The following is a 22,140-nucleotide window of genomic DNA, read 5'->3' as shown; positions in this document are numbered from 1 at the left end:
TTCTCAGCGTTTTTACACAGCTTAAACCTCCTCTCCAAAACGCTTATGGGGTTAGCTGTCGGATTCGGGCTATGAGAGTAGCCCTACCTTTTAAAAAAAGGATTCACCCCAAGTGACAATGCACAAATTTGGGTCCCCCACTTCTGACGAATTAAGCGATAACAGGTCAATATAATTTTCGGTTAAAGAGTATGATCGATAACATGTTTCTTTCATAACTATCCTTTGTTCTTAGATAATATACTCCCGTACAAATGGTTTGTAAAGCATTATTTTACGTAAACGGTAAAATAGTGCTTAAGGCGCTTTTAAGGGGAAAACAAAAGGCCTTCTGCCTGCTTACAGAAGACCTGCTTTCTTTAACTTTTTGCTTTTAAAACGGCTGCTAGCTTGTTTTTCGTTTGAGGACCATAAATGCCATCTACATCATAAGGAAAATACACAAGCTGAAAACGTCTGACTGCATCTTTCGTTTGTACTCCATATATTCCGTCTACTGACCCTACTTTAAAATTAACCGCGTTTAATGCTCTTTGAATCTGTTTCACTGCTTCTCCAGAATCGCCTTGTTTTAAAATTCCATTGGGAAGTGGATATTGTTCAGAAGGTGGTGTTGGAGTAGGTGTTGGTGAAGTTCCTGAAGGAATAACAATTGTTTTTCCAACCTGTAGTGTTAAAGGATCAGAAAGCCCTGTATTTGCTTCTTGAAGCGCTTGTACTGTTATGCCGTACTTCTGTGCAATACTGTACAGCGTATCTCCTTGCTTAATTGTATACGTTTTTTCACCTGGTTCAGAAGGTGATGGATTTGGTGTTGGTGTTGGATTTGGGTTTGGAACTGCACGACGAGGTAAATTTAAATATACGGCAATTCCTTTTGCATACGATTCACCCATGCTTTTTAAAAAAGCTTCATTTTGAAGAAGTGCTGCATCGGCGCTCCTATCAATAAAAGCTATTTCAGTTAGTACTGCAGGCATATTTGTTAAGCGAAGCACCGCATAATTGGCCGATTTTCGTCCACGATTCGGATGATTATACGACAGCAGCGTTGGCTGTACTTGCCCGTGCACAATCGATTGAAACGTTTTACTAGCATTGCTAGCGCTTCTATAAACATAATCTTCGTATCCTGTTCCTCCACCGGCATTTACGTGAATAGACATAAATGCATCTGCTCCCCACGAATTAGCTTGAGAAGCGCGCTGAGATAACGATAAAAAAGTATCTGTGGTACGGGTGGTTTTAATCGTAAAGTCACTGTAAGTGCTATTTAAATAGCTTATTAAATATTGTTGAATTTTTAACACTAAGTTTTTTTCATACAGTCCATTCGCTCCAACTGCTCCTGCATCTGCCCCACCATGCCCTGCATCAAGATAGATTTTTTTCATATTACTTGTCCCTCCTTATTGCTAACATATGCATGAGGGAAAAAAGTGCTACGTATACTAGCCTACTTAGTGAAAAATTACTAAAAAAGGAGATTGAGACATAACGAAATCACTTCAACCTAAAAACGAACAAATGGGATAAATGCGCTAGTATGGATGGCTCGTTACATCGCTGGTGAATTCCGTGCAAGGCTTCGCTTTCCGCGGGAGGCTGGTGAGCCTCCTCGTCGCGTGCGCTACTGCGGAGTCTCACCTATTCCGCTTTTCCCGCATGAGTCCCTCCAATCAACTGCTAGAAGCAACTAAATAGATGAAATCTACGTTCATCCTACCAATAAAAAAATCCACACAATTCATCGTGCGGTTCCCTCCCCCTAACATACTTTTGGTCCAAATTCTATTCTGGTTGATTAAAGTATAGATCAGGAGGGTCTATTATTTATAACGTTAGGACCTATTTAAAAAGCAGAACGCCTACAACAATGAGAATAATCCAAATTGGAATGCTTATCAATATCCCTATCACTAAACCTTTAAAGAAATTTCCTTCTTTCATTTTTATTACATTCCTCTCCAACAGTATTTTCTAACGATACTATGATTGGCTGAAAACTCTCTGAAGTTATACTGAAATACAGTGCAGAGTGAACACATAAACAATCTCACTATCTGTTATACACTACTTTTACATATAGATTCAATGAGACAAAAAGCTTATCCTTTTTGATTCATGTAAACAAATTCTTTCTTGTATGTAACAAAACAATAAAAAAGCTCCCTGTAAATTATACGACAGGCAGCTTTTTTATAAACAAGCTATATTATTCAATTTACGTATGCAGAATATTATTTATTCATTGTGAAAAACAAAAAAGTCGGAGAGAACGTACAAACGATCTCTCCGACTTTTAAAAATTAATATTGGCTCATGTATTGGTCACGTTCCCAAGGGTGAACTTGTGTACGGAACATATCCCACTCGATTTCTTTCGCTTCAACGAAGTGCTCTGCTAAGTGTTCACCTAATGCAGAAACCATCACTTCGTTTGATTGGAAGCTATCTAAAGCTTGAGCTAATGTTGCAGGTAAATCTACGATACCTTCTTCAACACGCTCTTCTTTTGTCATTACATAGATATTACGATCAATAGGTTTTGGAGCTTCAAGATTGTTCTTGATTCCATCTAAACCAGCTTTTAATAGAACAGCCATTGCTAAATATGGGTTAGCAGCTGGGTCTACGCTACGTACTTCAACACGAGTTCCTACGCCGCGAGAAGCTGGGATACGGATTAATGGGCTACGGTTGCGAGCAGACCATGCAACATAACAAGGAGCCTCATATCCAGGTACTAGACGCTTATAAGAGTTTACAGTAGGATTTGTTACTGCTGTAAAGCTGTGTGCGTGCTTGATGATACCTGCGATAAATTGACGAGCAGTATCACTTAGCTCTAGATTACCGTTCTCATCATAAAATGCGTTTTGGCCATCTTTGAATAATGAAACGTTACAGTGCATACCTGAACCGTTCACACCAAATAATGGTTTTGGCATAAATGTAGCATGTAAGCCATGTTTACGTGCAATTGTTTTTACAACAAGTTTGAACGTTTGGATATCATCACAAGCTTTTAATGCAGCAGCATATTTGAAGTCGATCTCATGTTGTCCAGGAGCTACCTCATGGTGAGATGCTTCAATTTCAAAGCCCATTTCTTCAAGCTCTAATACGATGTCACGACGGCAGTTTTCACCAAGGTCAGTTGGCGCTAAGTCGAAGTAGCCACCTTTATCATTTAATTCTAATGTAGGTTCGCCTTTTTCGTCTAATTTGAATAAGAAGAACTCTGGCTCAGGTCCAAGGTTAAAATCAGTAAATCCTAACTCTTCCATCTCTTTTAACACACGTTTTAAGTTATTACGTGGATCGCCATCAAACGGAGTTCTATCTGCATTGTAGATGTCACAAATAAAACGTGCTACTTTACCTTTTTCAGATGTCCAAGGGAAAATAACAAATGTATCAATATCCGGGAATAGGTACATATCTGATTCTTCAATACGTACAAACCCTTCAATAGAAGAACCGTCAAACATCATTTTGTTGTCTAACGCTTTTTCTAATTGACTTACTGGAATTTCAACGTTTTTAATTGTTCCTAAAATGTCAGTGAACTGAAGACGAATATATTTTACATTCTCTTCTTGAACTTTGCGGAAAATATCTTCTTTTGTGTACTTTGCCATCGTGTGATCCTCCCCTAAATCTCTATATAATATTTATAATCTATACCCCTCATATACGAACGGCATAAATATTGATAACTTTATTAATGAAAGAACCTGGACATATCTCCTTGATTTAAAGTTGCTCGATTAAAACGGCCTGCTTGCATAAGTTCTGCACGAAGCATTTTTCGCAACTCATCGTCCGTTAATTCTGGCTTTGCTGTTTCTGCCACAACTTTTTCTTCTTGCTTATGCCCTTTTTGCTCCTTTTGAAGATGAAACAGCTGTTTTACACCTGCTAAGTTTACACCTTGTTCGATTAGATCGCGGATTTCAAGCAGCTTATCAACATCGTTAAATGAGAATAGTCGTCGATTTCCCTCTGTTCTTACCGGTGCAACTAATTCATGTTCTTCATAGTAGCGAATTTGGCGAGCAGACAACTCAGTTAACTGCATCACAATTCCAATCGGGAAAAGTGGCGTATTTCTTCGAATGTTGTCACTCATTTCAGTTCCTCCTTTGGATTAACTATTTACATTGTATGCTATGTTAGTTCACCTGTCAACCGAATGTTAGTAATTCTAACATAAATTTTTCTGAACATTTTTTCTATACAAATAAATAGCACTTCGTTTATTTTTATAGCTTATTTTTTTCCTTCTTAACGGGGAGAAATAATCTTTCTATCTTATAAAAGTTCTTTTGTCAGTAATTGATCTACCGCCATGCATATTGCTACTTTTACATGAGCATACGTTAATCCACCCTGCACGTAAGCGACATAAGGCGGCCTGATAGGACCATCTGCCGTAAGCTCGAGGCTCGCTCCTTGTATAAACGTTCCTGCTGCCATAATCACATCATCTTCATACCCTGGCATATAAGCAGGATACGCCGTTACGTGTGAATTAATTGGCGAAGCGAATTGAATTGCCTGACAAAAAGCCACCATTTTAGCGCGGTCATCAAACTGAACGGATTGAATTAAATCTGTTCGTTCACTGTCCCACTTCGGTTCACTTTGCATACCAAGCTCTTCAAACATAGCGGATGAGAAAACCGCTCCTTTTAAGGCTTGACCTACTACGTGCGGCGCCAAGAAGAACCCTTGATACATTTCTTGCAAGCTATACAGCGTCGCTCCAGCTTCTGCACCGATTCCAGGAGTTGTCATTCGGTATGAACAAGCTTCCACTAGGTCTTTTCGTCCTGCAATATAGCCACCGATTTTAGCGAGACCTCCACCAGGGTTCTTAATAAGCGACCCCGCCATCAAATCTGCTCCTACATGCGTTGGCTCGATTGTTTCTACAAATTCACCGTAGCAGTTGTCAACAAATACAACAACGTCAGGCTTAATGCTCTTTACAAACGAAATCATTTCTTTTATTTGAGCGACTGTAAAAGAAGGACGAATGCCGTACCCTTTTGAACGCTGAATGCCTATCATCTTTGTATGCTCATGAATAGACGCTTTCACTTCTTCAAAATCCACTTGACCTTCCTCAGTTAAATCTACTGATTTATAGCTAATGTTATATTCTTTTAAAGAACCTACACCGCTTCCTCGTATGCCAACGATTTCTTCAAGCGTGTCATAAGGCTTTCCGGTTATATATAATAGTTCATCTCCAGGACGCAGTACACCAAACAGCGAAATGCCGATTGCATGCGTGCCTGAAATAATTTGCGGACGCACTAGACATGCTTCTGTTCCAAAAACGTCCGCATATACTTTCTCCAACGTATCGCGGCCTAGATCGTCGTAGCCATACCCCGTTGTCGGATTAAAATGTGAATCACTCACTCGGTTTTGCTGAAAGCTTTGCAGCACTCGAAATTGATTTGCTTCAATACGCTCGTCAATTTTCTCATGTACGGGCTTAATCTGCTTTTCTACTTTTGCAGCAAGTTCCCGAATGCGTGCCCCATTTTTTAACTGATCAAACATCATTTCTTTGTTCCTCAACTTTCTTCAAGCGTTTGTAGCTTTTTGTAAAGGGGATGCTCTTTTGCAATATACCCTTTGCACTGATACTTCTCAGTTTCTTCATTGAACTTTAACGACTCAAGAATAGAGACCGTTTTTAGTTCAGCGAGCATTTTTCCTTCATAAGCCGGCAGCAGCACATGAAAAAACGCCATTTCTTTTTTCATTTCTTCTTGAATTCTTTCCCCAAGCTTCACTAAATCCGTAGCTTTAAAAGCGCTCATTGATAACGATGTTGAAGCGGATGGGACAAATAGTTCATGCTGCATATCTTCTTTATTGTAAACTGTCAGCATCGGAATGTCCGTTACGTTCAGCTCTTCTAGTAAGCGATGCACTGTTTTTTCGTGGTTGTTGTAATCTGGATTAGATGAATCTACCACGTGCAGAACAAGGTCAGCTTCGGTTACTTCTTCAAGTGTTGAACGGAACGCGGCTACTAACGTTGTTGGAAGATCTTGAATAAATCCAACCGTATCCGTTAACAGCGCCGTTAATCCTGACGGAAGCGTATACTGTCTTGTCGTTGGATCAAGAGTTGCAAACAGCTGATTTTCTTCAAAAATACCAGCTTCTGTTAAGCGGTTAAAGATCGTCGATTTACCAGCGTTCGTATAGCCCACAATTGCAATTTGATAGACATGATTACGCTTACGTCTTTCTCGATAACGTTCGCGGTGACTTACCACTGTCTTTAACTGACGCTTAATTTCATCAATTTTACGGCGAATATGTCTGCGGTCACTTTCAAGTTTCGTTTCACCAGGACCTCTCGTTCCAATTCCGCCTCCAAGACGCGACAAAGCGGTACCTTGTCCTACTAACCTAGGCAGCAGATAATTTAATTGAGCAAGTTCCACCTGCATTTTTCCTTCTCGCGTTTGAGCACGCTGTGCGAAGATATCCAAAATCAGCTGCGTGCGGTCAATAACACGCGCAGATAACCCTGCTGACAAATTGCGGATTTGACTCGGTGACAATTCATCATTAAATACAATTAAATCAGGCTCTAACTCTTCTTCAAGAGCCACAAGTTCTTCTACTTTCCCTTTTCCAATATAAGTAGCTGGATGAATGCGATCGCGCTTTTGCGTTAACCTTACCAGCACTTCGCCTTTTGCAGTCTCAGTTAAAGATGCTAGCTCATCCATTGAATATTCAAAACGTTCGTCATCGTCATGAAGCTGACATCCGACTAAAATTACGCGTTCAAGTTCAGTATTCATTTCTGCTGTCAAAGATTTTTCCTTCCCTTACTATTAAATTGACAAATCATTCATATCATATCAAAAAAATCTCCATTTCTCCATCTTTGCAAAAGAGACAGAATACATTGTCTTTTACTAGTTTAACACCCTTTTTAAAATCTATAAAACGATGATTAAAAAAACATTGAAATATCACGAAATTCTGTATACAATTTGAATTGGTTTACTTATCGAAATTTGAATCAGGCTGCCTGATTTTAAAATAATAGTCGCTACTTGGTGAAAACAGAATAAAGGGGATAGCATCATGACTTGGGACGTACTTAGCATTATTGGAACGATTGCTTTTGCAATCAGCGGAGCTTTCATTGCGATGGAAGAGGAATATGATATTTTAGGCGTTTACATACTCGGAATCGTAACGGCTTTTGGCGGAGGAGCCATTCGAAACCTGCTTATCGGTGTACCGGTGTCTGCCCTTTGGGAACAAGAACTCTTTTTTCAAATTGCTTTATTATCTATCACTGCCACTTTTTTATTTCCAAACAATATCTTAAAACATTGGAAGCGATGGGGAAATTTCTCGGACGCCATTGGCCTTGCAGCATTCGCGATTCAAGGAGCGCTTTATGCCACTCATATGAACCATCCGCTTAGCGCGGTTATTGTAGCTGCGGTCTTAACAGGAAGCGGCGGGGGGATTATCCGAGATTTATTAGCACGCCGAAAGCCTACTGTTCTTAAAGATGAAATTTATGCCGTATGGGCGATTATCGCAGGATTTAGCGTAGGCCTCCATATTACAAACACGCCTGTAGAACTTTATACGTTATTTATCTTGCTTGTAGGCCTTCGGATGTGTTCATACATTTACAAATGGCGCCTGCCGATTAAAACCATTCGACAACCAAATATGTAGAAAAAAGCCTTTCATGACGAAAGGCTTTTTTTCACAGCTGAATATCGCTTGACGTTAAAGTTAAAAGCTCGTTGCGTTCAAAGCTTTCTTCTTCTAAAAGCCTCATGGATTGAGTACGTATGGAACGTTCAATAATGTTTCGCACATATCGACCGTTACTAAAATCCCTAGGCGTCTGATTGTACTTCACGTCCATAAAATGATCTTTTAGCTTTTTATAGGCCTCTGTACTAAACTGATACTGCCTGTCATTCATCATGTGACCCGCAATGTCCATCAGTTCATTAACGTCATAATCCGGAAAATCAAAAATAAACGGAAACCTAGAGCGCAGTCCTGGATTAAGACTTAAGAAATTTTCCATTTCTCTTGGATAACCAGCTAAAATCAATACAAACTTATCATTTGAATCTTCCATATGTTTGACCAATGTATCAATCGCTTCTTTTCCAAAATCTTTTTCTCCCCCTCTTGCAAGAGAATAAGCCTCATCGATAAATAAAATACCTCCAAGCGCTTTTTTTACAAGATCTCTCGTTTTCTGAGCGGTATGACCAATGTATTCTCCAACTAAATCTGCACGCTCTGCTTCAATTAAATGTCCTTTAGACAAGATGTTCATATTCAAAAATAATTTACCCAGCAGGCGGGCTACCGTCGTTTTCCCTGTTCCTGGATTTCCTTTAAACATCATATGCAGCGCCTGCTTTCCCGCTTTTAAGCCCTGTTCCTCTCTTTTTTTGTTAATATATAGCCACGCATATATTTCTTTTATCATTTTTTTCAATTCTTCCATTCCAACCAGTCCGCTCATTTCTCGTTCAATTTCCCGAAGCGGCTCATGATTTATCACAGCTTTTTTGGCAGGACGCGGAATTGATGTCGTATACGATTTTTCCTTTTTTGTTTCATTATTTAAAATGATATTAATCTGCCCATTATTTTTAAGAGTTATCGGCTGTTCCACCATGTTCACCTCTCGTTTCATCCCACTTCTCTGTATCGCATAGCTGCATGCGATGAACGATACGAAGACAATGATCTCTTATTACCGAAGAAATAATCGTCTATTATAAGGTTTATGTTCAATGAGTAAAAACAATGTTAAGAAACTTTTCTAAGCCTTTATTTACATAAAAAAAGCATCCGAATATGCGGATGCTTCTCTTTAATCTCTATTCAAGTTCTACTGTAATATTTTTATTTGGTACAAATGTCGAAATCGCATGTTTATAAATCAGCTGCTGTTTTCCTTCAGATTCAATTAGCACAGTAAAATTATCAAATCCTTTAATTAGTCCTCTTAATTGAAAACCATTTAAAAGAAATACCGTCACATAGATATTTTCTTTACGTAATTGATTTAAAAATTGATCTTGAATATTAACTGATTGTTTCATTATTCGGCCTCCTCGTTTCTCTATCTGTTTACTTAATTCGCTTCTTTCTTCAGCTTTCCTGCAATATATGTAAAAATTTCAGCAAACTTTTCGGGGAATTTGTCAACTTCCATCTCTATCCATTTTACAGGCATTTTATTTCGAAACCATGTTAACTGACGCTTTGCATATCTGCGTGAATTTTGTTTCAACTGTTCAACGGCTTCTTCGAGCGTACAGCGTCCCTCAAAATAAGCATAAAGCTCTTTGTAGCCGATAGCTTGAATTGATTGTACATCATGCAGACCACTTTCGTACAATGATTTGACTTCCTCAAGCAGTCCAGCCTGCATCATCATATCGACTCGGTGATTAATTCTCTCATATAATACGTCTCGATCCATTGTAAGTCCAATAATGGTTACATCGTATAATAACTCTTGCGACTGTTCTTTTGTATAGTCACTGAATTTTTTGCCGGTTACTTCATAAACTTCAAGCGCTCGAATTACACGGCGATGGTTATTTTTATGAATAGCAGCCGCACTGTCTGGGTCAATTTCTTTGAGCTTCTCATACAGGGGATCAATGCCATGAGCTTTAATAAATACTTCCATTCGTTCACGAACTTTTTCATCACTAGGCGTTTCTGTGAACTGATAATCATAAATAACGGATTGAATATAAAGACCCGTCCCTCCAACAATCATCGGCATTTTTCCTCTAGCATGAATATCATCGATTTGTTTTCTTACAATCTCTTGAAATTCTGCCACAGAAAACGATTCATCCGGCTCCTTAATATCGATCAGGTAATGGGGAACACCCTGCATCTCTTCTTCTGACACCTTTGCTGTTCCGATATCCATCCCTTTATAAATTTGCATTGAATCACCTGAAATAATTTCACCGTCTAACTGTTTGGCAAGTTCAATGCTTAATTTTGTTTTACCAACCGCAGTTGGTCCAATAATGACAATAAGTTTTGGTTTCTCTCCCGTCATAACAACACTACTTTCATCTATAGGCATTCACATCATTCCATTTTATCCAAATGGCCATGATTTATTCAACAAAACGGCTAGCTACAGCTAGCCGCATTGCTTACATCACTCGCTTAAACATTTTTTCCATTTCATACGTCGAATGATGAATAATAATTGGTCGTCCGTGCGGACACGTAAATGGATCCGTTGTTTTTCTTAACGTTTCAAGTAAAGCAAAAATCTCATCGTTTCGCAAATGATGATTCGCTTTAATCGATCCTTTACAGCTCATCATAATAGCCGCTTCTTCTCGTAACTTCTCGATATTGACTCGTTTCATCGTAAAGATTTGCTGAATCATCTCTTCAATGGTTTCCTGTTCCTCTCCTTTTGGAAACCACTGCGGATGTGAACGAACGATATAGGAGTTTTGTCCAAACGGTTCTAAAAAGACTCCTACTTCAGCAAGCATGTCTTTGTATTCTTCTAAAATCAAGGCTTCATTTCCCGAGAACTCTAGCGTAAGCGGCATAAGCAGTTCTTGAACTTCTGAATCTACTTCTCCAAGCTTTCGCTTAAAATATTCGTACTTAATTCTCTCCTGCGCCGCGTGCTGATCAATAATAAATAATCCTTTTTCATTTTGCGCCAAAATATACGTTCCGTGCATTTGTCCAATTGGGTACATCGCAGGAACACGCGGTTCTGGCTGCTCTTTGGCTGAACGGTTTGTTTCTGGAATAGGTGCGTTTTCTTCCACCGATTCTTCATAGTGTTCTATTTCTCGAAACGTTGGTTCAAGTTCTTCATCTTGACGTATGACCTCTGTTTTAACAGGCGGCATGATCTCGTCTACACGAACGGTAGTCTCCTTAAAGCTAGGCTCGCGAACCGTATCAGACGGCTGATAGCCAGACGGTTTAGACTGATGATCAAATGTAAAGGTCTGCTGCTCAGTTGGCTGCACAGCTGATTTTGACTTGGTTGGTACTACAGCATCCGGAATTAACTGCTGCTTTTTAAAAGCAGCTTTTACTCCTTGTTCAATAAGCTCAAACAGCTCCGCTTCTTTACTTAAACGCACTTCTAGTTTCGCTGGATGAACATTCACGTCCACTAACAAAGGGTCCATTGTAATGGTTAAAAACACGATTGGAAAACGGCCGATAGGTAAAAGGGTATGATAGCCCTGCTGTACCGCTTTTAACAACCCGTAGTTTTTAACAAAACGACCGTTAATAATGGTGGACATATAGTTGCGAGAAGCTCGTGTAATTTCAGGAAGAGCCACGTAACCATTCACTTCATAATCAAGAGACTGAACGTTAATCGGAATCATTTTTTTGGCCACTGCCATTCCATAAATAGCTGCAAGCACTTGGCGCACATCTCCGCTTCCGTTCGTATACAGAAGCTGTCTTCCTTGATGCATCAGCCGAATTGAAACTTCAGGATGAGACATCGCAAGGCGATTGACGACATCCGTTACGTTACCAAGCTCCGTGTTTACCGTCTTCATATATTTTAAACGTGCAGGTGTGTTAAAAAATAGGTTTTCAATAACAAGTTCGGTACCTTTTCGGCTTGACGTTAATTCGTGATGAACGATTTCTCCGCCTCTAAGTTTAAGGTGAGTGCCGGCTTCTTCTCCCGTACTCGTTTTGAGTTCAAGCATTGAAACCGAAGCAATACTTGGCAAAGCTTCACCGCGAAATCCTAACGTTCGAATTCGAAATAAATCTTGTTCTGTTTTGATTTTACTTGTCGCATGTCTTTTAAAAGCGGTCAAGCAGTCTTCAGAAGCAATGCCGTCTCCATTATCCAATATACGAATTTTTGAAAGCCCAGCTTCTTCTAGTTCAATTTCAATAACTGTACTGTTTGCATCAATAGCATTTTCGACTAGTTCTTTCACCACCGAAGCAGGTCGTTCAACAACCTCTCCGGCAGCAATTTTATTTGAAAGTTCGTCTGAAAGCTGCACAATTTTACCCACAGACTCACTCCTCTCAATCTATTTCTTTTTTAATGATTTTTGCAGTTCATACATCGCATTCATTGCGTCTAAAGGCGTCATTTCTAAAATATCCAGCTCTTTTAAACGATCGATAATTGCTTTTTCTCGTTTTGAAAGCGCAGGCTTTTCTTTTTTCTCTTCTATTTCAAAGAACGAAAGCTGATTGGCTTCATCTGCTTTTTTACGATCTGCACGTTCTTCTTGAACCAAAGAAGCACCTTCTTGTGGAACTTGTTGTGTTATCTCTTCTCTTTTTGGAGCCTGATGTAAAGGTTCACGCTCAGAAAATTGTTCTAAATCGTGTAAGATGACGCGAGCTCGCTCTAGAAGCGGACCTGGAAGTTCTGCTAGTTCCGCTACGTGAATACCATAGCTTTTATCTGCGGCACCATCTTTGATTTTGTGTAAAAAGACGACTTTCCCATTTTTTTCAACCGCGCTTACATGAACATTTTTAAGCGCAGAAAGCGACTCATCGAGTACGGTTAATTCATGATAATGAGTAGAAAATAGTGTCTTACAGCCAATATGTTTATGAACGTATTCAATAATTGCTTGAGCAAGAGCCATTCCGTCATACGTAGACGTGCCCCGTCCAATTTCATCTAACAGGATCAGACTCGACTGAGTGGCATTTGTCACTGCATTCTTCGTTTCTAGCATCTCGACCATAAACGTACTTTGGCCTGAAATTAAGTCATCAGCCGCTCCGATACGTGTAAACACTTGATCAAAAATTGGCAGAACCGCTTCGTCAGCTGGCACAAAACAGCCAATTTGAGCTAATATCGCCGTTAAAGCGACCTGACGCATGTACGTACTTTTACCAGACATATTTGGTCCTGTAATCAGTAAAATTGAACTATCATCCGTCATTTGACAGTCGTTTGGCACATATTCCTGCGAATTCATTACTTTTTCTACTACTGGATGGCGTCCGTTTTGAATCGAAATGTCTTCACTTGAAAAAATAGGCTTCGTGTAATGACGTTCTTCACTGATTTTTGCAAAGCACTGCAGTACGTCAAGCTCACTTACTTTTTTAGCAAGTTCTTGCAGCCTTGGAATATATGCTTTTACTTCTTCACGAATTTGTAAAAACAATTCATATTCCAGCTCTACAATTTTCTCTTCCGCTTCTAAAATCAGCGCTTCTTTTTCTTTCAGCTCAGGCGTAATAAAACGTTCTGCATTGGTTAACGTCTGTTTTCGTTCATACATTCCTTCAGGCAAAAGATGCAGATTTGCCCGCGTTACTTCTATATAATAGCCGAACACACGATTATAACCAATTTTCAGTGAGCGAATCCCTGTTTTCTCACGCTCTTGCTGTTCAAGTGATGCAATCCACGTTTTTCCGTTTCGGCTTGCATCTCGGTATTGATCAAGCTGTTCATGATAGCCGTCATTAATAATGTCTCCTTCTTTAATTGACAACGGAGGGTGCTCTTTTAATCCTCTTTCAAGAAGATTAGCTAATCGCTCACAAGGATCAATGTCTTCAACAAGCTTTGTGGCATAAGGATGATTCAAACGATTCACAACCTCTTGAATATGAGGCACATTTTGCAATGATTTTTTTAATTGAATTAAATCACGAGCATTTACATTCCCAAAAGCTACTCGACCAGCTAAGCGTTCTAAATCATATACGTCTTTTAGCAACTCACGCAGTTCTTCTCGTTCAAAAAACTGTTTCATTAAGACATCTACCATATTCAAACGATTATCAATATCCGCTTGTTTTAAAAGCGGACGGTCAATCCAATTTTTTAATAAACGGCCGCCCATTGCCGTAACGGTCTGGTCTAATAGCCATAGAAGCGAGCCTTTCTTTCCTTTTGAACGAATCGTTTCGGTTAACTCTAGGTTTCGCTTAGAGAACAAATCAATTTTCATATATTCATTGATTTGATAAAACTGCACGGGCTGTAAGTGCTCAAGCGAACGCTTCTGCGTGCGAGTTAAATACTGAAGAATACGCGCAAACGTTGTAATAAGCTTTTGCTGCTGAAGCGACTCTACTAAATAATCTAGTCCTTCTACTTGATCTGTACTATTCTCATAAGAAATGGTAATCGTCATGCGCTCTTTTAGTGTTTGTAATAAGTCAGCAGGAAACTCAGAGCTTACAACGACTTCTTTTGCTTCTTTTGCATAAATTTCTGAGACGATATCGTGAAACGAACTAACAAGCGTTACGCTGTTTTCTCCTGTAGACAAATCAGAAAGAGCAAGACCAAACGTTTGATCCTCGAACGCAGTAACAGAACAAATATAGTTATTTTCCTTTTCATGCAGTCCGCGTTCGTTCATCAGTGTTCCGGGTGAAATCACCTGCACCACTTCTCGCTTTACAACACCTTTTGCATGCTTAGGGTCTTCTACCTGCTCACAAATAGCTACTTTAAATCCCTTTTCAATTAAACGCTCGATATACGTAGGAGCAGAGTGATACGGAACCCCGCACATCGGAATTCGCTCTTGTCCTCCTCCGTCTCGACTTGTTAATGTTATTTCAAGTTCTTGAGAAGCTGTTGTAGCATCTTCAAAGAACATTTCATAAAAATCACCTAATCTAAAAAATAAAAAGGCATCTTGATACTCTGCCTTAATTCTCAAATATTGCTGTATCATTGGCGTATACGCTGCCATACTATTCCTCCATACCACATCTAGTTGTGCGTTTTTGCTACACGTATTATAACATAAGTCTTTCTTAAACTTAATTTATTCAAATAGAACAATCTTCAATTTCTTTTCATCAAACAAATAAAAAAGCTTCGGACGAAGGAAGAAGCTTGTCCGAAGCTTTTCATTACTTACTGCTGTTCAAATGACTATGCTTACGTCCGTATAAGAAGTAAACCACTAGCCCTAGTACAAGCCAAATTACGAAACTAATCCATGTTAACTTTGGAAGCTGAAGTGCTAAGTATAAACAGAACACAAAAGCTAAAATTGGAACCACCGGCACGAACGGTACGCGGAAACCAGTCGATTCTGAAGTTTGTTTTGATTTACGTAAATATAAAATTCCAATTGATACAGTCATGAAAGCAAAAAGAGTACCGATATTTGTTAACTCTGCTAATCTTCCTAATGGTACTAAACCAGAGAAGATAGATACTAGTAAACATGTAATCCACGTATTTACTACTGGCGTTTGTTTTTTCTCACTGATTTTTGAAAAAGGCTTCGGCAATAGACCATCTCGACTGATCGCATAAAATAAACGAGTTTGTCCATACATCATAACGAGTAATACCGTTGTAATACCAACAATTGCACCTAATGAAATAAATCCTGCTACCCAGTCTTGATTAATGTAGCTTAAAGCAAATGCTACAGGGTTTTTAACATTTAATTCAGTATAAGGGACGATTCCTGTTAAGATAAGCGATACGACGATATAAAGGACTGTACAAATCGCAAGAGATGCGATGATTCCAATTGGCATATCTCGCTGAGGCTTACGTACTTCCTCGGCCGCTGTTGCTACAGCATCAAATCCAATGTAGGCGAAGAATACAGTTGCTGCTCCTGTCGCTACTCCCGAGAAACCAAACGGCATAAACGGCGTCCAGTTTTCTGGCTTAACATAGCTAACCCCTACCCCGATAAACAGAAGTACAACAGCCAGTTTAATAATAACCATGATAGCATTAAAACGTGAAGATTTTTTTACTCCTTGTGTTAAAAGCAAGGTAATTAAGAAAACAATCATAATTGCTGGAATATCAATGTACGTGCCGTTTGCAGGATTGTATGCACTTGTTAAAGCTTTTGGAAAATGTATGCCAAACCCTGCTAACAATCCTTGAAAATACCCCGACCATCCGCTCGCTACAGCAGAAGAAGCAAGACCGTATTCCAAGATAAGATCCCACCCTAAAATCCAAGCGATTAATTCACCAAATGTTGCATAACTGTAAGTGTATGCACTTCCTGAAACGGGAACTGTTGAGGCAAACTCCGCATAACAAAGAGCTGCAAACACACACGCAAGTCCTGACATAATGAAAGATATAACTAAAGCTGGACCGGCATGTTCAGCGGCAGCTACGCCCGTTAATACAAAAATTCCGGTTCCGATAATGGCTCCAATTCCTAACATCGTTAAATCGAAAGCGCCTAAATCCTTTTTTAATTTAACACCTTTAGAGTTGGTTTCACTAATTAACGTTTGAATTGATTTTTTACGAAATAAGCTCATAGTAACCCCCCAAAAAATACTTATCTGATATAACTAAATTTTCTGAAAATTAATGCATTATTTTCTTTAGATTTACTATACACTGCGCATTCGACAAAAAGCAATATATTTTTTTATTTTTATAAGAATTTTCTTAAAATAGTAAAAATAAAAAAACTAGGAAGAACTTCTTCCTAGTTACTCATCGTCTCCTAATATAAAATCAGGATCTAAATCTTCAAATTCATCGTCATCTACGTCTAAATCAAACTCGTCTTCATCATCGCAGCCTTTCGGATTTACTGCAACACAAACCTTGGTTTCGCCAATCACTTCCGCCAACAATTCTCTCTCTACTTGAACAATCGTTTTATTGCCATTTGGTGAAATTGTGCACTCTAGGCAATTTGGCTGCTGCAGCACGCGAACAATTACTTCGTAATCGTCTCCAATCGAATCTTCGTCTTTATAGCGCAGCTTAATATTATCTTTGTATGATACGGTTTCCGTCCAAACTTCGGTTTTTGTATTATTATTGTACGAATACCAGATGTTAATATCATATCTGCCGTCAACTTCTACATTGCTGCCGCTTTTCTTTGCTTTGTACTCATGGTTAATCACCCAGCATCCTAAGATGCTTGTTGGTCGATTTTTCGGTGCAAGCGTATGAGACGATTGTGTAAACTTGCGACCTTTACCTACGACTGCTTTTGTAATAATTTCTCTATAGTGTTGTGACATGTGAGCATACCCTCCTCAAACTATCTTCATTTCATCCTATGCAGGCTCATTCACTTGTTTGCACATTATTTTTAAGAAACTAGGTTTAAGGCATAAAAAACCTATGTTCCATTGTATGCAAGGATATAGAAAAACGTGACAATTATTAGAGAGAAAATCTGCCCAATTTTCATGCCACATAATGCACACGTGATGCACAAAAAAATGCCTCAGCAATTTGCTAAGGCATTTTTTCTTTATGAGCAGCTAGATCCAGGGCTGTTTCGCACCTGTGAACCTGTTTCACCGCGCAGTAAATCACCATCTGTTGACACAATAATTTCATCTGTTACTGTGTTTGAAATAGTGTTAGCGACAAGTTGAAGCAAATCATTCACGTTTATTTGAGACTCTTGAAACTGCTGAATAATCGGCAGTTCATCCAGCTCTTCCTGTAAACGATCGATTTTTGCCTCCACTTGTTTTAACGCTTCTGTCTTACCATAATGTTGGAAATTAACAGCTTGTTTTTGCAAACTTTTAATGCTTGCAATGGTTTCACGCACTTTTTGATTTTCGTTAAGCTGAGCTTCGGCACGCTTGAAGAAATCTACTTCTTCCGTTTCAGCAATCATTTTTGCCAGCTCCTGAGCACGTTTAATTACGTCACTCTTGTTATACTGCGCCATATTACTTCACCTCTGCTGTTTCTTCTACCATTTCCCCGTTTAATGTCCATGTTTTGGCTTTTGTAACTTTTACTTTTACAAGTTGCCCAATCACTGACTTAGGTGCTTTGAAGTTTACAAGCTTACTTTTTTCCGTGTAGCCTGCTAATACTTCCGGATTATTTTTACTTTCACCTTCTACTAATACTTCGACAACTTTACCTTCATATTCCTTCAATTTCTTTGCAGAAATTTCATTTACAAGAGCATTTAAACGCTGAAGACGCTCTTTTTTCACTTCCATTGGTACGTTGTCTTGCATCTTAGCAGCCGGCGTACCTTCACGAGGTGAATAAATAAACGTATAAGCACTATCAAATTCAACCTCACGATATAGCGACATTGTTTCTTCAAACTGCTCATCCGTTTCATTTGGGAAACCAACAATAATATCAGTTGTTAATGATGCCGTTGGAATGGCTTCTTTAATTTTACGAACAAGCTCTAAATAATGTTCACGAGAATATTTTCGTGCCATAATTTTTAAGATATCACTGCTTCCTGATTGAACAGGCAAGTGAATGTGATCGACAAGATTTCCACCTTTAGCAAGAACTTCAATTAAACGGTCATCAAAGTCACGAGGATGACTTGTTGTAAAACGGATACGAGCAACGTCAATTTTACGGATTTCGTCCATTAAGTCACCTAAGCCGTACGTCATGTCTTCAAAATCTTTTCCGTATGCATTAACGTTTTGGCCTAGAAGCGTAATTTCTTTGTAGCCTTGAGCAGCTAAATGACGTACTTCTTGGATAATATCTTCTGGACGGCGGCTTCGTTCTTTTCCTCGCGTATACGGAACGATACAGTACGTACAGAACTTGTCACAGCCGTACATGATGTTAACCCATGCTTTGACGCTGCCTTTACGTGCTCTTGGAAGGTTTTCAATAACGTCCCCTTCTTTAGACCATACTTCAATCACCATTTCTTTTGCTAAGTATGCTTCGTTCAAAATGTGAGGCAAACGGTGAATGTTATGTGTACCAAAAATCATATCCACGTGCTGATGTTTTTGTAAAATTTTATTTACAACTGACTCTTCTTGAGACATACATCCGCAGACGCCGATTAATAGCTCAGGACGCTCGCGCTTTAAGGCCTTCAAGTGTCCTAATTCACCAAACACTTTATTTTCCGCATTTTCACGGATCGCACACGTATTCAATAAAATAACATGAGCATCTTCAACAGAGTCAGTCGGCTCGTAGCCAAGGCCTAGAAAAATACCAGCCATTACTTCTGTATCGTGCTCATTCATTTGACAGCCGTACGTACGGATATAAAACTTACGTCCCTGTCCCATTCCATGAAACTGTTCATCGATTGCAAAATCGTTGTGATAGGAAACTTCTTCTTTTCCTCGTTTTTTCGCATCTTTTAAAGAAGGTGGCATGTATACTGTTTGAAAATATTTGCTGTAATCCTTTTCGGATTTTTTGTCCGCTGGATTAACTTGGTTGCTTTCTAAACGTTGTTTTTCGTTCATAAAAAAATCTCCTTTCGCCATGACAATTGTCACGTTGCACCTGTAAATCGCAAAAAAATGTGACAGCCTTATGCTTATGCATAAAACTCATCACATTAACATAGTATATAACTTTCAAGTAGCGAACACAATCATATACCTATTTTCTATACCTATGACTATGAAAAAATCCGAACGAGCTGGATTCTCCATTAAGAATCTCAATTTACCGTTCGGATTTCCCCTCTACTAAACTGCTTTTATTGCAGCCTCTTTTACATAAATTCAGCCACTAGCTCATCAAATTTTTCCTCAGTCATACCTAAGTCTGCTTTTGACAGCGGCTCTTCACTATAGCCGTGAACAAGCTGCTGATACGACGGCTGATGCGCATTTTGATAAATAAGCCCTGTTACTAAGCCATTATACTCCATTAACGTCTGCATAGCTTGCATACGATTGTTTGCATCATAACCTTCAATTGTGCTAAGACTAGTTAGGTTTTCTTTAAACCAATCATACGTGTTCACTTTGTTATACGTTACGCACGGGCTAAATACGTTAATTAAAGAAAAACCTTTATGCTGAATGCCTTGTTCAATTAAGCTTGTTAACTCTTTTAAATTCGTTGAAAAGCTTTGCGCTACAAACGTTGCCCCGGAAGTTAACGCCAGCTCCATGACAGATAAAGACGACTCAATTGATCCTTCAGGCGTACTTTTTGTCTTGAATCCTACTTCACTGCGAGGAGATGTTTGTCCTTTTGTTAAACCATAGATTTGGTTATCCATTACGATATACGTTACATCGATGTTTCGGCGAATCGCATGTACCGTGTGTCCCATACCGATAGCAAACCCATCTCCATCACCGCCAGATGCGATAACGGTTAAATCACGATTAGCCATTTTTACACCTTGAGCGATTGGAAGCGCACGTCCGTGAATACCGTGAAAACCATATGAATTAATATAACCAGAGATACGTCCAGAGCATCCAATACCTGAAATAACAGCAAGCTCATGAGGTTCTAAACCTACGTTAGCAGATGCGCGTTGAATGGCTGCTTGTACGGAGAAATCTCCACATCCCGGACACCAGTTAGGTTTTACACTGTTACGAAAATCTTTAAACGTTGCCATTTAACACAAACATCTCCTTACTTTTTGCGTATACTTCTTGCGGAAGAAATGGATTTCCATCGTACTTCAATACGCTTTGAATTTTATCATGACTTGCGATATTCATTTTTAAAATATTAGCAAGCTGTCCAGTAGCATTGTTTTCAACGACAACTACTTTTTTAGCTCCTTGCACGTAAGGAAGCAGTTCGTCAGCTGGGAAAGGATGAATTAAACGAATGTGGGCGTGATTTACTTTTATACCGTCCTGTTCCAAACGTCCCATTGCCTCTTCAATAACTCCACGCGTCGAATTAAATCCAACAAATAAAATATCAGACTCTTTTTCATGAGAGTGAACATGAATTGGCGTATTAAAACGAATTCCTTTTGTTTTACGAAGACGCTTATTCATTTGATCATTGCGGTTCGCCGGAGATTCAGATGGCTTTCCTGTCTCATCATGTTCTACTCCCGTTACGTGATGAATGCCATGCTTCATTCCTGGAATGACGCGTGGTGATACGCCGTCTTCTGTTACGCGGTAGCGCTTGTAGTATTGTTTTTCTTCCAACTCTTCTAGCTCTCCTTGCTGAAGCTTGCCGCGGCGGATTTCAACGCGGTTATAGTCAAGCGGTTCTACCGACTGTTTCCCAAGTGAAAGCTGTAAATCCGTTAGCATAATAACTGGACACTGATATTCTTCTGCTAAGTTAAACGCTTCAATCGTATCGTAGAATGCTTCTTCAACCGTACTTGGCGCCATGACGATCTTCGGAATTTCACCGTGCGTACCGTAAATCATAGCCATTAAGTCAGACTGTTCTTGCTTAGTTGGAAGCCCTGTACTTGGACCGCCGCGCTGCGTATCAATAATCACAACAGGCTGCTCAGTGATGCCCGCTAATCCAATCGACTCCATCATTAATGATAGACCAGGTCCAGCTGATGCTGTCAGCGCACGTACGCCTGCATAGTTAGCTCCGATAGCCATCGTACATGCTGCGATTTCATCTTCTGTTTGAATAACAGTTCCACCGAATTGAGGAAGCTTTTTAATTAAGTATTCCATGATTTCTGAAGCAGGGGTAATTGGATATGCTGGCATAAAACGAGCCCCACCGGCTAAAGCACCTAGTGCAATCGCATCGTTTCCAATCATAAACATACGTTTTTTACCATCCGCTGGATCTAGTTTCATTGTTTCTAATTGTTCGCCTAGCTGTTCACGAATGTAATCTGCACCTTTTTTAATAGCTTCCATGTTTTTTTGTACAACTTTTTGGCCCTTTTTACCGAAGATTTCAAGCACTACTTCTTCAAATATTTCTGTGTCAATATGAAGCACAGCACTTGAAGCGCCTACAGCAACCATGTTCTTCATTAGCGACGTTCCTAGTTCCGTTGCAATTTCTGTAAACGGAACAGCGTATAGCGTAGCAGTTGTACATGTTTCGGGCAGACTTGGGTTGAATTTCGCATCTGCAATTACAACGCCTCCTACGCGCAGCTCGTGGACGTTTACATCGATTGTTTCCTGATCGAACGCAACTAAAATATCCAAATCATCTGACACAGATCGAACCTGAGTTGTACTCACTCGGATCTTATTATTTGTATGTCCACCTTTGATACGAGAAGAAAAATGACGATAGCCGTATAAGTAATAACCTAATCGATTTAAAGCGGTTGAAAAGATTTCTCCCGTACTTTCGATTCCCTCACCCTGCTGTCCGCCAACTTTCCATGAAAGTTGCTGTACCATAAATCAACG

Annotated in this window: 18 protein-coding genes and 1 riboswitch; of the genes, 2 read left to right on the top strand and 16 right to left on the bottom strand. The window is 39.4% G+C overall.

Going from position 1 to position 22,140, the window contains the following annotated elements; genetic code table 11:
* Positions 1-25 precede the first annotated feature (25 nt).
* A riboswitch (cyclic di-AMP (ydaO/yuaA leader) is annotated at positions 26-168 on the bottom strand.
* Positions 169-359: 191 nt separating this feature from the next.
* A complete protein-coding gene (locus ACH0CI_RS04030) occupies positions 360-1,394 on the bottom strand; it encodes an N-acetylmuramoyl-L-alanine amidase (protein WP_335707659.1) in 1,035 nt (344 codons plus the stop codon).
* A gap of 156 nt (positions 1,395-1,550) precedes the next feature.
* Between ACH0CI_RS04030 and ACH0CI_RS04025 the strand changes: the two genes are divergently transcribed.
* A complete protein-coding gene (locus ACH0CI_RS04025; RefSeq protein WP_335707664.1) occupies positions 1,551-1,700 on the top strand; it encodes a hypothetical protein in 150 nt (49 codons plus the stop codon).
* Positions 1,701-2,309: 609 nt separating this feature from the next.
* Here the strand turns inward: ACH0CI_RS04025 and glnA are convergent.
* The 4 genes from glnA to hflX all read right to left on the bottom strand — a co-directional run bounded on the left by glnA (position 2,310) and on the right by hflX (position 6,857).
* Positions 2,310-3,644, bottom strand: a complete 1,335-nt coding sequence (gene glnA, locus ACH0CI_RS04020; protein WP_013084732.1) for a type I glutamate--ammonia ligase — start codon at positions 3,642-3,644, stop codon at positions 2,310-2,312.
* Positions 3,645-3,727: 83 nt separating this feature from the next.
* Positions 3,728-4,135 carry a MerR family transcriptional regulator gene (locus tag ACH0CI_RS04015; protein WP_014458504.1) on the bottom strand — a complete coding sequence of 136 codons (408 nt, stop codon included), beginning with the start codon at positions 4,133-4,135 and terminating at the stop codon, positions 3,728-3,730.
* 182 nt (positions 4,136-4,317) lie between these two features.
* Positions 4,318-5,580 carry a methionine gamma-lyase family protein gene (locus ACH0CI_RS04010; protein ID WP_406900893.1) on the bottom strand — a complete coding sequence of 421 codons (1,263 nt, stop codon included), beginning with the start codon at positions 5,578-5,580 and terminating at the stop codon, positions 4,318-4,320.
* A 14-nt stretch (positions 5,581-5,594) separates the two neighbouring features.
* A complete protein-coding gene (hflX, locus tag ACH0CI_RS04005; protein WP_016765352.1) occupies positions 5,595-6,857 on the bottom strand; it encodes a GTPase HflX in 1,263 nt (420 codons plus the stop codon).
* A 277-nt stretch (positions 6,858-7,134) separates the two neighbouring features.
* Between hflX and ACH0CI_RS04000 the strand changes: the two genes are divergently transcribed.
* Positions 7,135-7,746: a trimeric intracellular cation channel family protein gene (locus ACH0CI_RS04000; protein WP_328152833.1), complete on the top strand. Its 612-nt coding sequence runs from the start codon at positions 7,135-7,137 to the stop codon at positions 7,744-7,746.
* A gap of 31 nt (positions 7,747-7,777) precedes the next feature.
* Here ACH0CI_RS04000 and spoVK read toward each other — a convergent pair whose 3' ends face one another.
* The 11 genes from spoVK to ACH0CI_RS03945 all read right to left on the bottom strand — a co-directional run bounded on the left by spoVK (position 7,778) and on the right by ACH0CI_RS03945 (position 22,131).
* Positions 7,778-8,716: a stage V sporulation protein K gene (spoVK, locus tag ACH0CI_RS03995; protein ID WP_223546698.1), complete on the bottom strand. Its 939-nt coding sequence runs from the start codon at positions 8,714-8,716 to the stop codon at positions 7,778-7,780.
* Positions 8,717-8,921: 205 nt separating this feature from the next.
* Positions 8,922-9,146, bottom strand: a complete 225-nt coding sequence (gene hfq / locus ACH0CI_RS03990; protein ID WP_013058791.1) for an RNA chaperone Hfq — start codon at positions 9,144-9,146, stop codon at positions 8,922-8,924.
* A gap of 32 nt (positions 9,147-9,178) precedes the next feature.
* Positions 9,179-10,129 (bottom strand): tRNA (adenosine(37)-N6)-dimethylallyltransferase MiaA, encoded by a 951-nt coding sequence (miaA, locus tag ACH0CI_RS03985; protein WP_048019986.1) that lies wholly within the window; start codon positions 10,127-10,129, stop codon positions 9,179-9,181.
* Positions 10,130-10,229: 100 nt separating this feature from the next.
* Complete coding sequence (gene mutL / locus ACH0CI_RS03980; RefSeq protein WP_406900892.1) at positions 10,230-12,107, bottom strand: DNA mismatch repair endonuclease MutL; 1,878 nt, start codon at positions 12,105-12,107, stop codon at positions 10,230-10,232.
* A gap of 18 nt (positions 12,108-12,125) precedes the next feature.
* Positions 12,126-14,783, bottom strand: coding sequence for a DNA mismatch repair protein MutS (gene mutS / locus ACH0CI_RS03975; RefSeq protein WP_406900891.1), 2,658 nt, complete (start codon positions 14,781-14,783; stop codon positions 12,126-12,128).
* A 163-nt stretch (positions 14,784-14,946) separates the two neighbouring features.
* On the bottom strand, positions 14,947-16,344 hold the full coding sequence (gene bcaP, locus ACH0CI_RS03970) for a branched-chain amino acid transporter BcaP (protein ID WP_033579805.1): 1,398 nt from the start codon (positions 16,342-16,344) through the stop codon (positions 14,947-14,949).
* Positions 16,345-16,521: 177 nt separating this feature from the next.
* Positions 16,522-17,067, bottom strand: a complete 546-nt coding sequence (locus tag ACH0CI_RS03965) for an outer spore coat protein CotE (RefSeq protein WP_013058796.1) — start codon at positions 17,065-17,067, stop codon at positions 16,522-16,524.
* A 236-nt stretch (positions 17,068-17,303) separates the two neighbouring features.
* A complete protein-coding gene (locus ACH0CI_RS03960; RefSeq protein ID WP_013058797.1) occupies positions 17,304-17,735 on the bottom strand; it encodes a YlbF/YmcA family competence regulator in 432 nt (143 codons plus the stop codon).
* A 1-nt stretch (position 17,736) separates the two neighbouring features.
* Positions 17,737-19,266: a tRNA (N6-isopentenyl adenosine(37)-C2)-methylthiotransferase MiaB gene (gene miaB, locus ACH0CI_RS03955; RefSeq protein WP_025601388.1), complete on the bottom strand. Its 1,530-nt coding sequence runs from the start codon at positions 19,264-19,266 to the stop codon at positions 17,737-17,739.
* Positions 19,267-19,520: 254 nt separating this feature from the next.
* Positions 19,521-20,387, bottom strand: a complete 867-nt coding sequence (locus tag ACH0CI_RS03950) for a 2-oxoacid:ferredoxin oxidoreductase subunit beta (protein ID WP_335707081.1) — start codon at positions 20,385-20,387, stop codon at positions 19,521-19,523.
* Positions 20,374-22,131, bottom strand: coding sequence for a 2-oxoacid:acceptor oxidoreductase subunit alpha (locus tag ACH0CI_RS03945; protein WP_335707082.1), 1,758 nt, complete (start codon positions 22,129-22,131; stop codon positions 20,374-20,376). The genes ACH0CI_RS03950 and ACH0CI_RS03945 overlap by 14 nt, the downstream gene beginning before the upstream one ends.
* Between the last annotated feature and the right edge of the window lie 9 nt (positions 22,132-22,140).

The organism is Priestia sp. 179-F W1.4 NHS, assembly GCF_045369295.1.
Lineage (GTDB): Bacteria > Bacillota > Bacilli > Bacillales > Bacillaceae_H > Priestia > Priestia zanthoxyli.
Note: the sequence above shows the minus strand (reverse complement) of the source record. Positions and strands in the feature narration are given on the sequence as shown.

What these genes read in the sequence shown, in the direction of transcription:
- glnA (WP_013084732.1), bottom strand. Translation starts at nt 3,644, where the DNA reads ATGGCAAAGTACACAAAAGAAGATATTTTCCGCAAAGTTCAAGAAGAG.
- mutS (WP_406900891.1), bottom strand. Translation starts at nt 14,783, where the DNA reads ATGGCAGCGTATACGCCAATGATACAGCAATATTTGAGAATTAAGGCA.
- hfq (WP_013058791.1), bottom strand. Translation starts at nt 9,146, where the DNA reads ATGAAACAATCAGTTAATATTCAAGATCAATTTTTAAATCAATTACGT.
- ACH0CI_RS03960 (WP_013058797.1), bottom strand. Translation starts at nt 17,735, where the DNA reads ATGGCGCAGTATAACAAGAGTGACGTAATTAAACGTGCTCAGGAGCTG.
- ACH0CI_RS03965 (WP_013058796.1), bottom strand. Translation starts at nt 17,067, where the DNA reads ATGTCACAACACTATAGAGAAATTATTACAAAAGCAGTCGTAGGTAAA.
- ACH0CI_RS04010 (WP_406900893.1), bottom strand. Translation starts at nt 5,580, where the DNA reads ATGTTTGATCAGTTAAAAAATGGGGCACGCATTCGGGAACTTGCTGCA.
- ACH0CI_RS04030 (WP_335707659.1), bottom strand. Translation starts at nt 1,394, where the DNA reads ATGAAAAAAATCTATCTTGATGCAGGGCATGGTGGGGCAGATGCAGGA.
- miaA (WP_048019986.1), bottom strand. Translation starts at nt 10,129, where the DNA reads ATGACGGGAGAGAAACCAAAACTTATTGTCATTATTGGACCAACTGCG.
- ACH0CI_RS03945 (WP_335707082.1), bottom strand. Translation starts at nt 22,131, where the DNA reads ATGGTACAGCAACTTTCATGGAAAGTTGGCGGACAGCAGGGTGAGGGA.
- spoVK (WP_223546698.1), bottom strand. Translation starts at nt 8,716, where the DNA reads ATGGTGGAACAGCCGATAACTCTTAAAAATAATGGGCAGATTAATATC.
- ACH0CI_RS04015 (WP_014458504.1), bottom strand. Translation starts at nt 4,135, where the DNA reads ATGAGTGACAACATTCGAAGAAATACGCCACTTTTCCCGATTGGAATT.
- ACH0CI_RS03950 (WP_335707081.1), bottom strand. Translation starts at nt 20,387, where the DNA reads ATGGCAACGTTTAAAGATTTTCGTAACAGTGTAAAACCTAACTGGTGT.
- bcaP (WP_033579805.1), bottom strand. Translation starts at nt 16,344, where the DNA reads ATGAGCTTATTTCGTAAAAAATCAATTCAAACGTTAATTAGTGAAACC.
- ACH0CI_RS04000 (WP_328152833.1), top strand. Translation starts at nt 7,135, where the DNA reads ATGACTTGGGACGTACTTAGCATTATTGGAACGATTGCTTTTGCAATC.
- ACH0CI_RS04025 (WP_335707664.1), top strand. Translation starts at nt 1,551, where the DNA reads ATGGCTCGTTACATCGCTGGTGAATTCCGTGCAAGGCTTCGCTTTCCG.
- miaB (WP_025601388.1), bottom strand. Translation starts at nt 19,266, where the DNA reads ATGAACGAAAAACAACGTTTAGAAAGCAACCAAGTTAATCCAGCGGAC.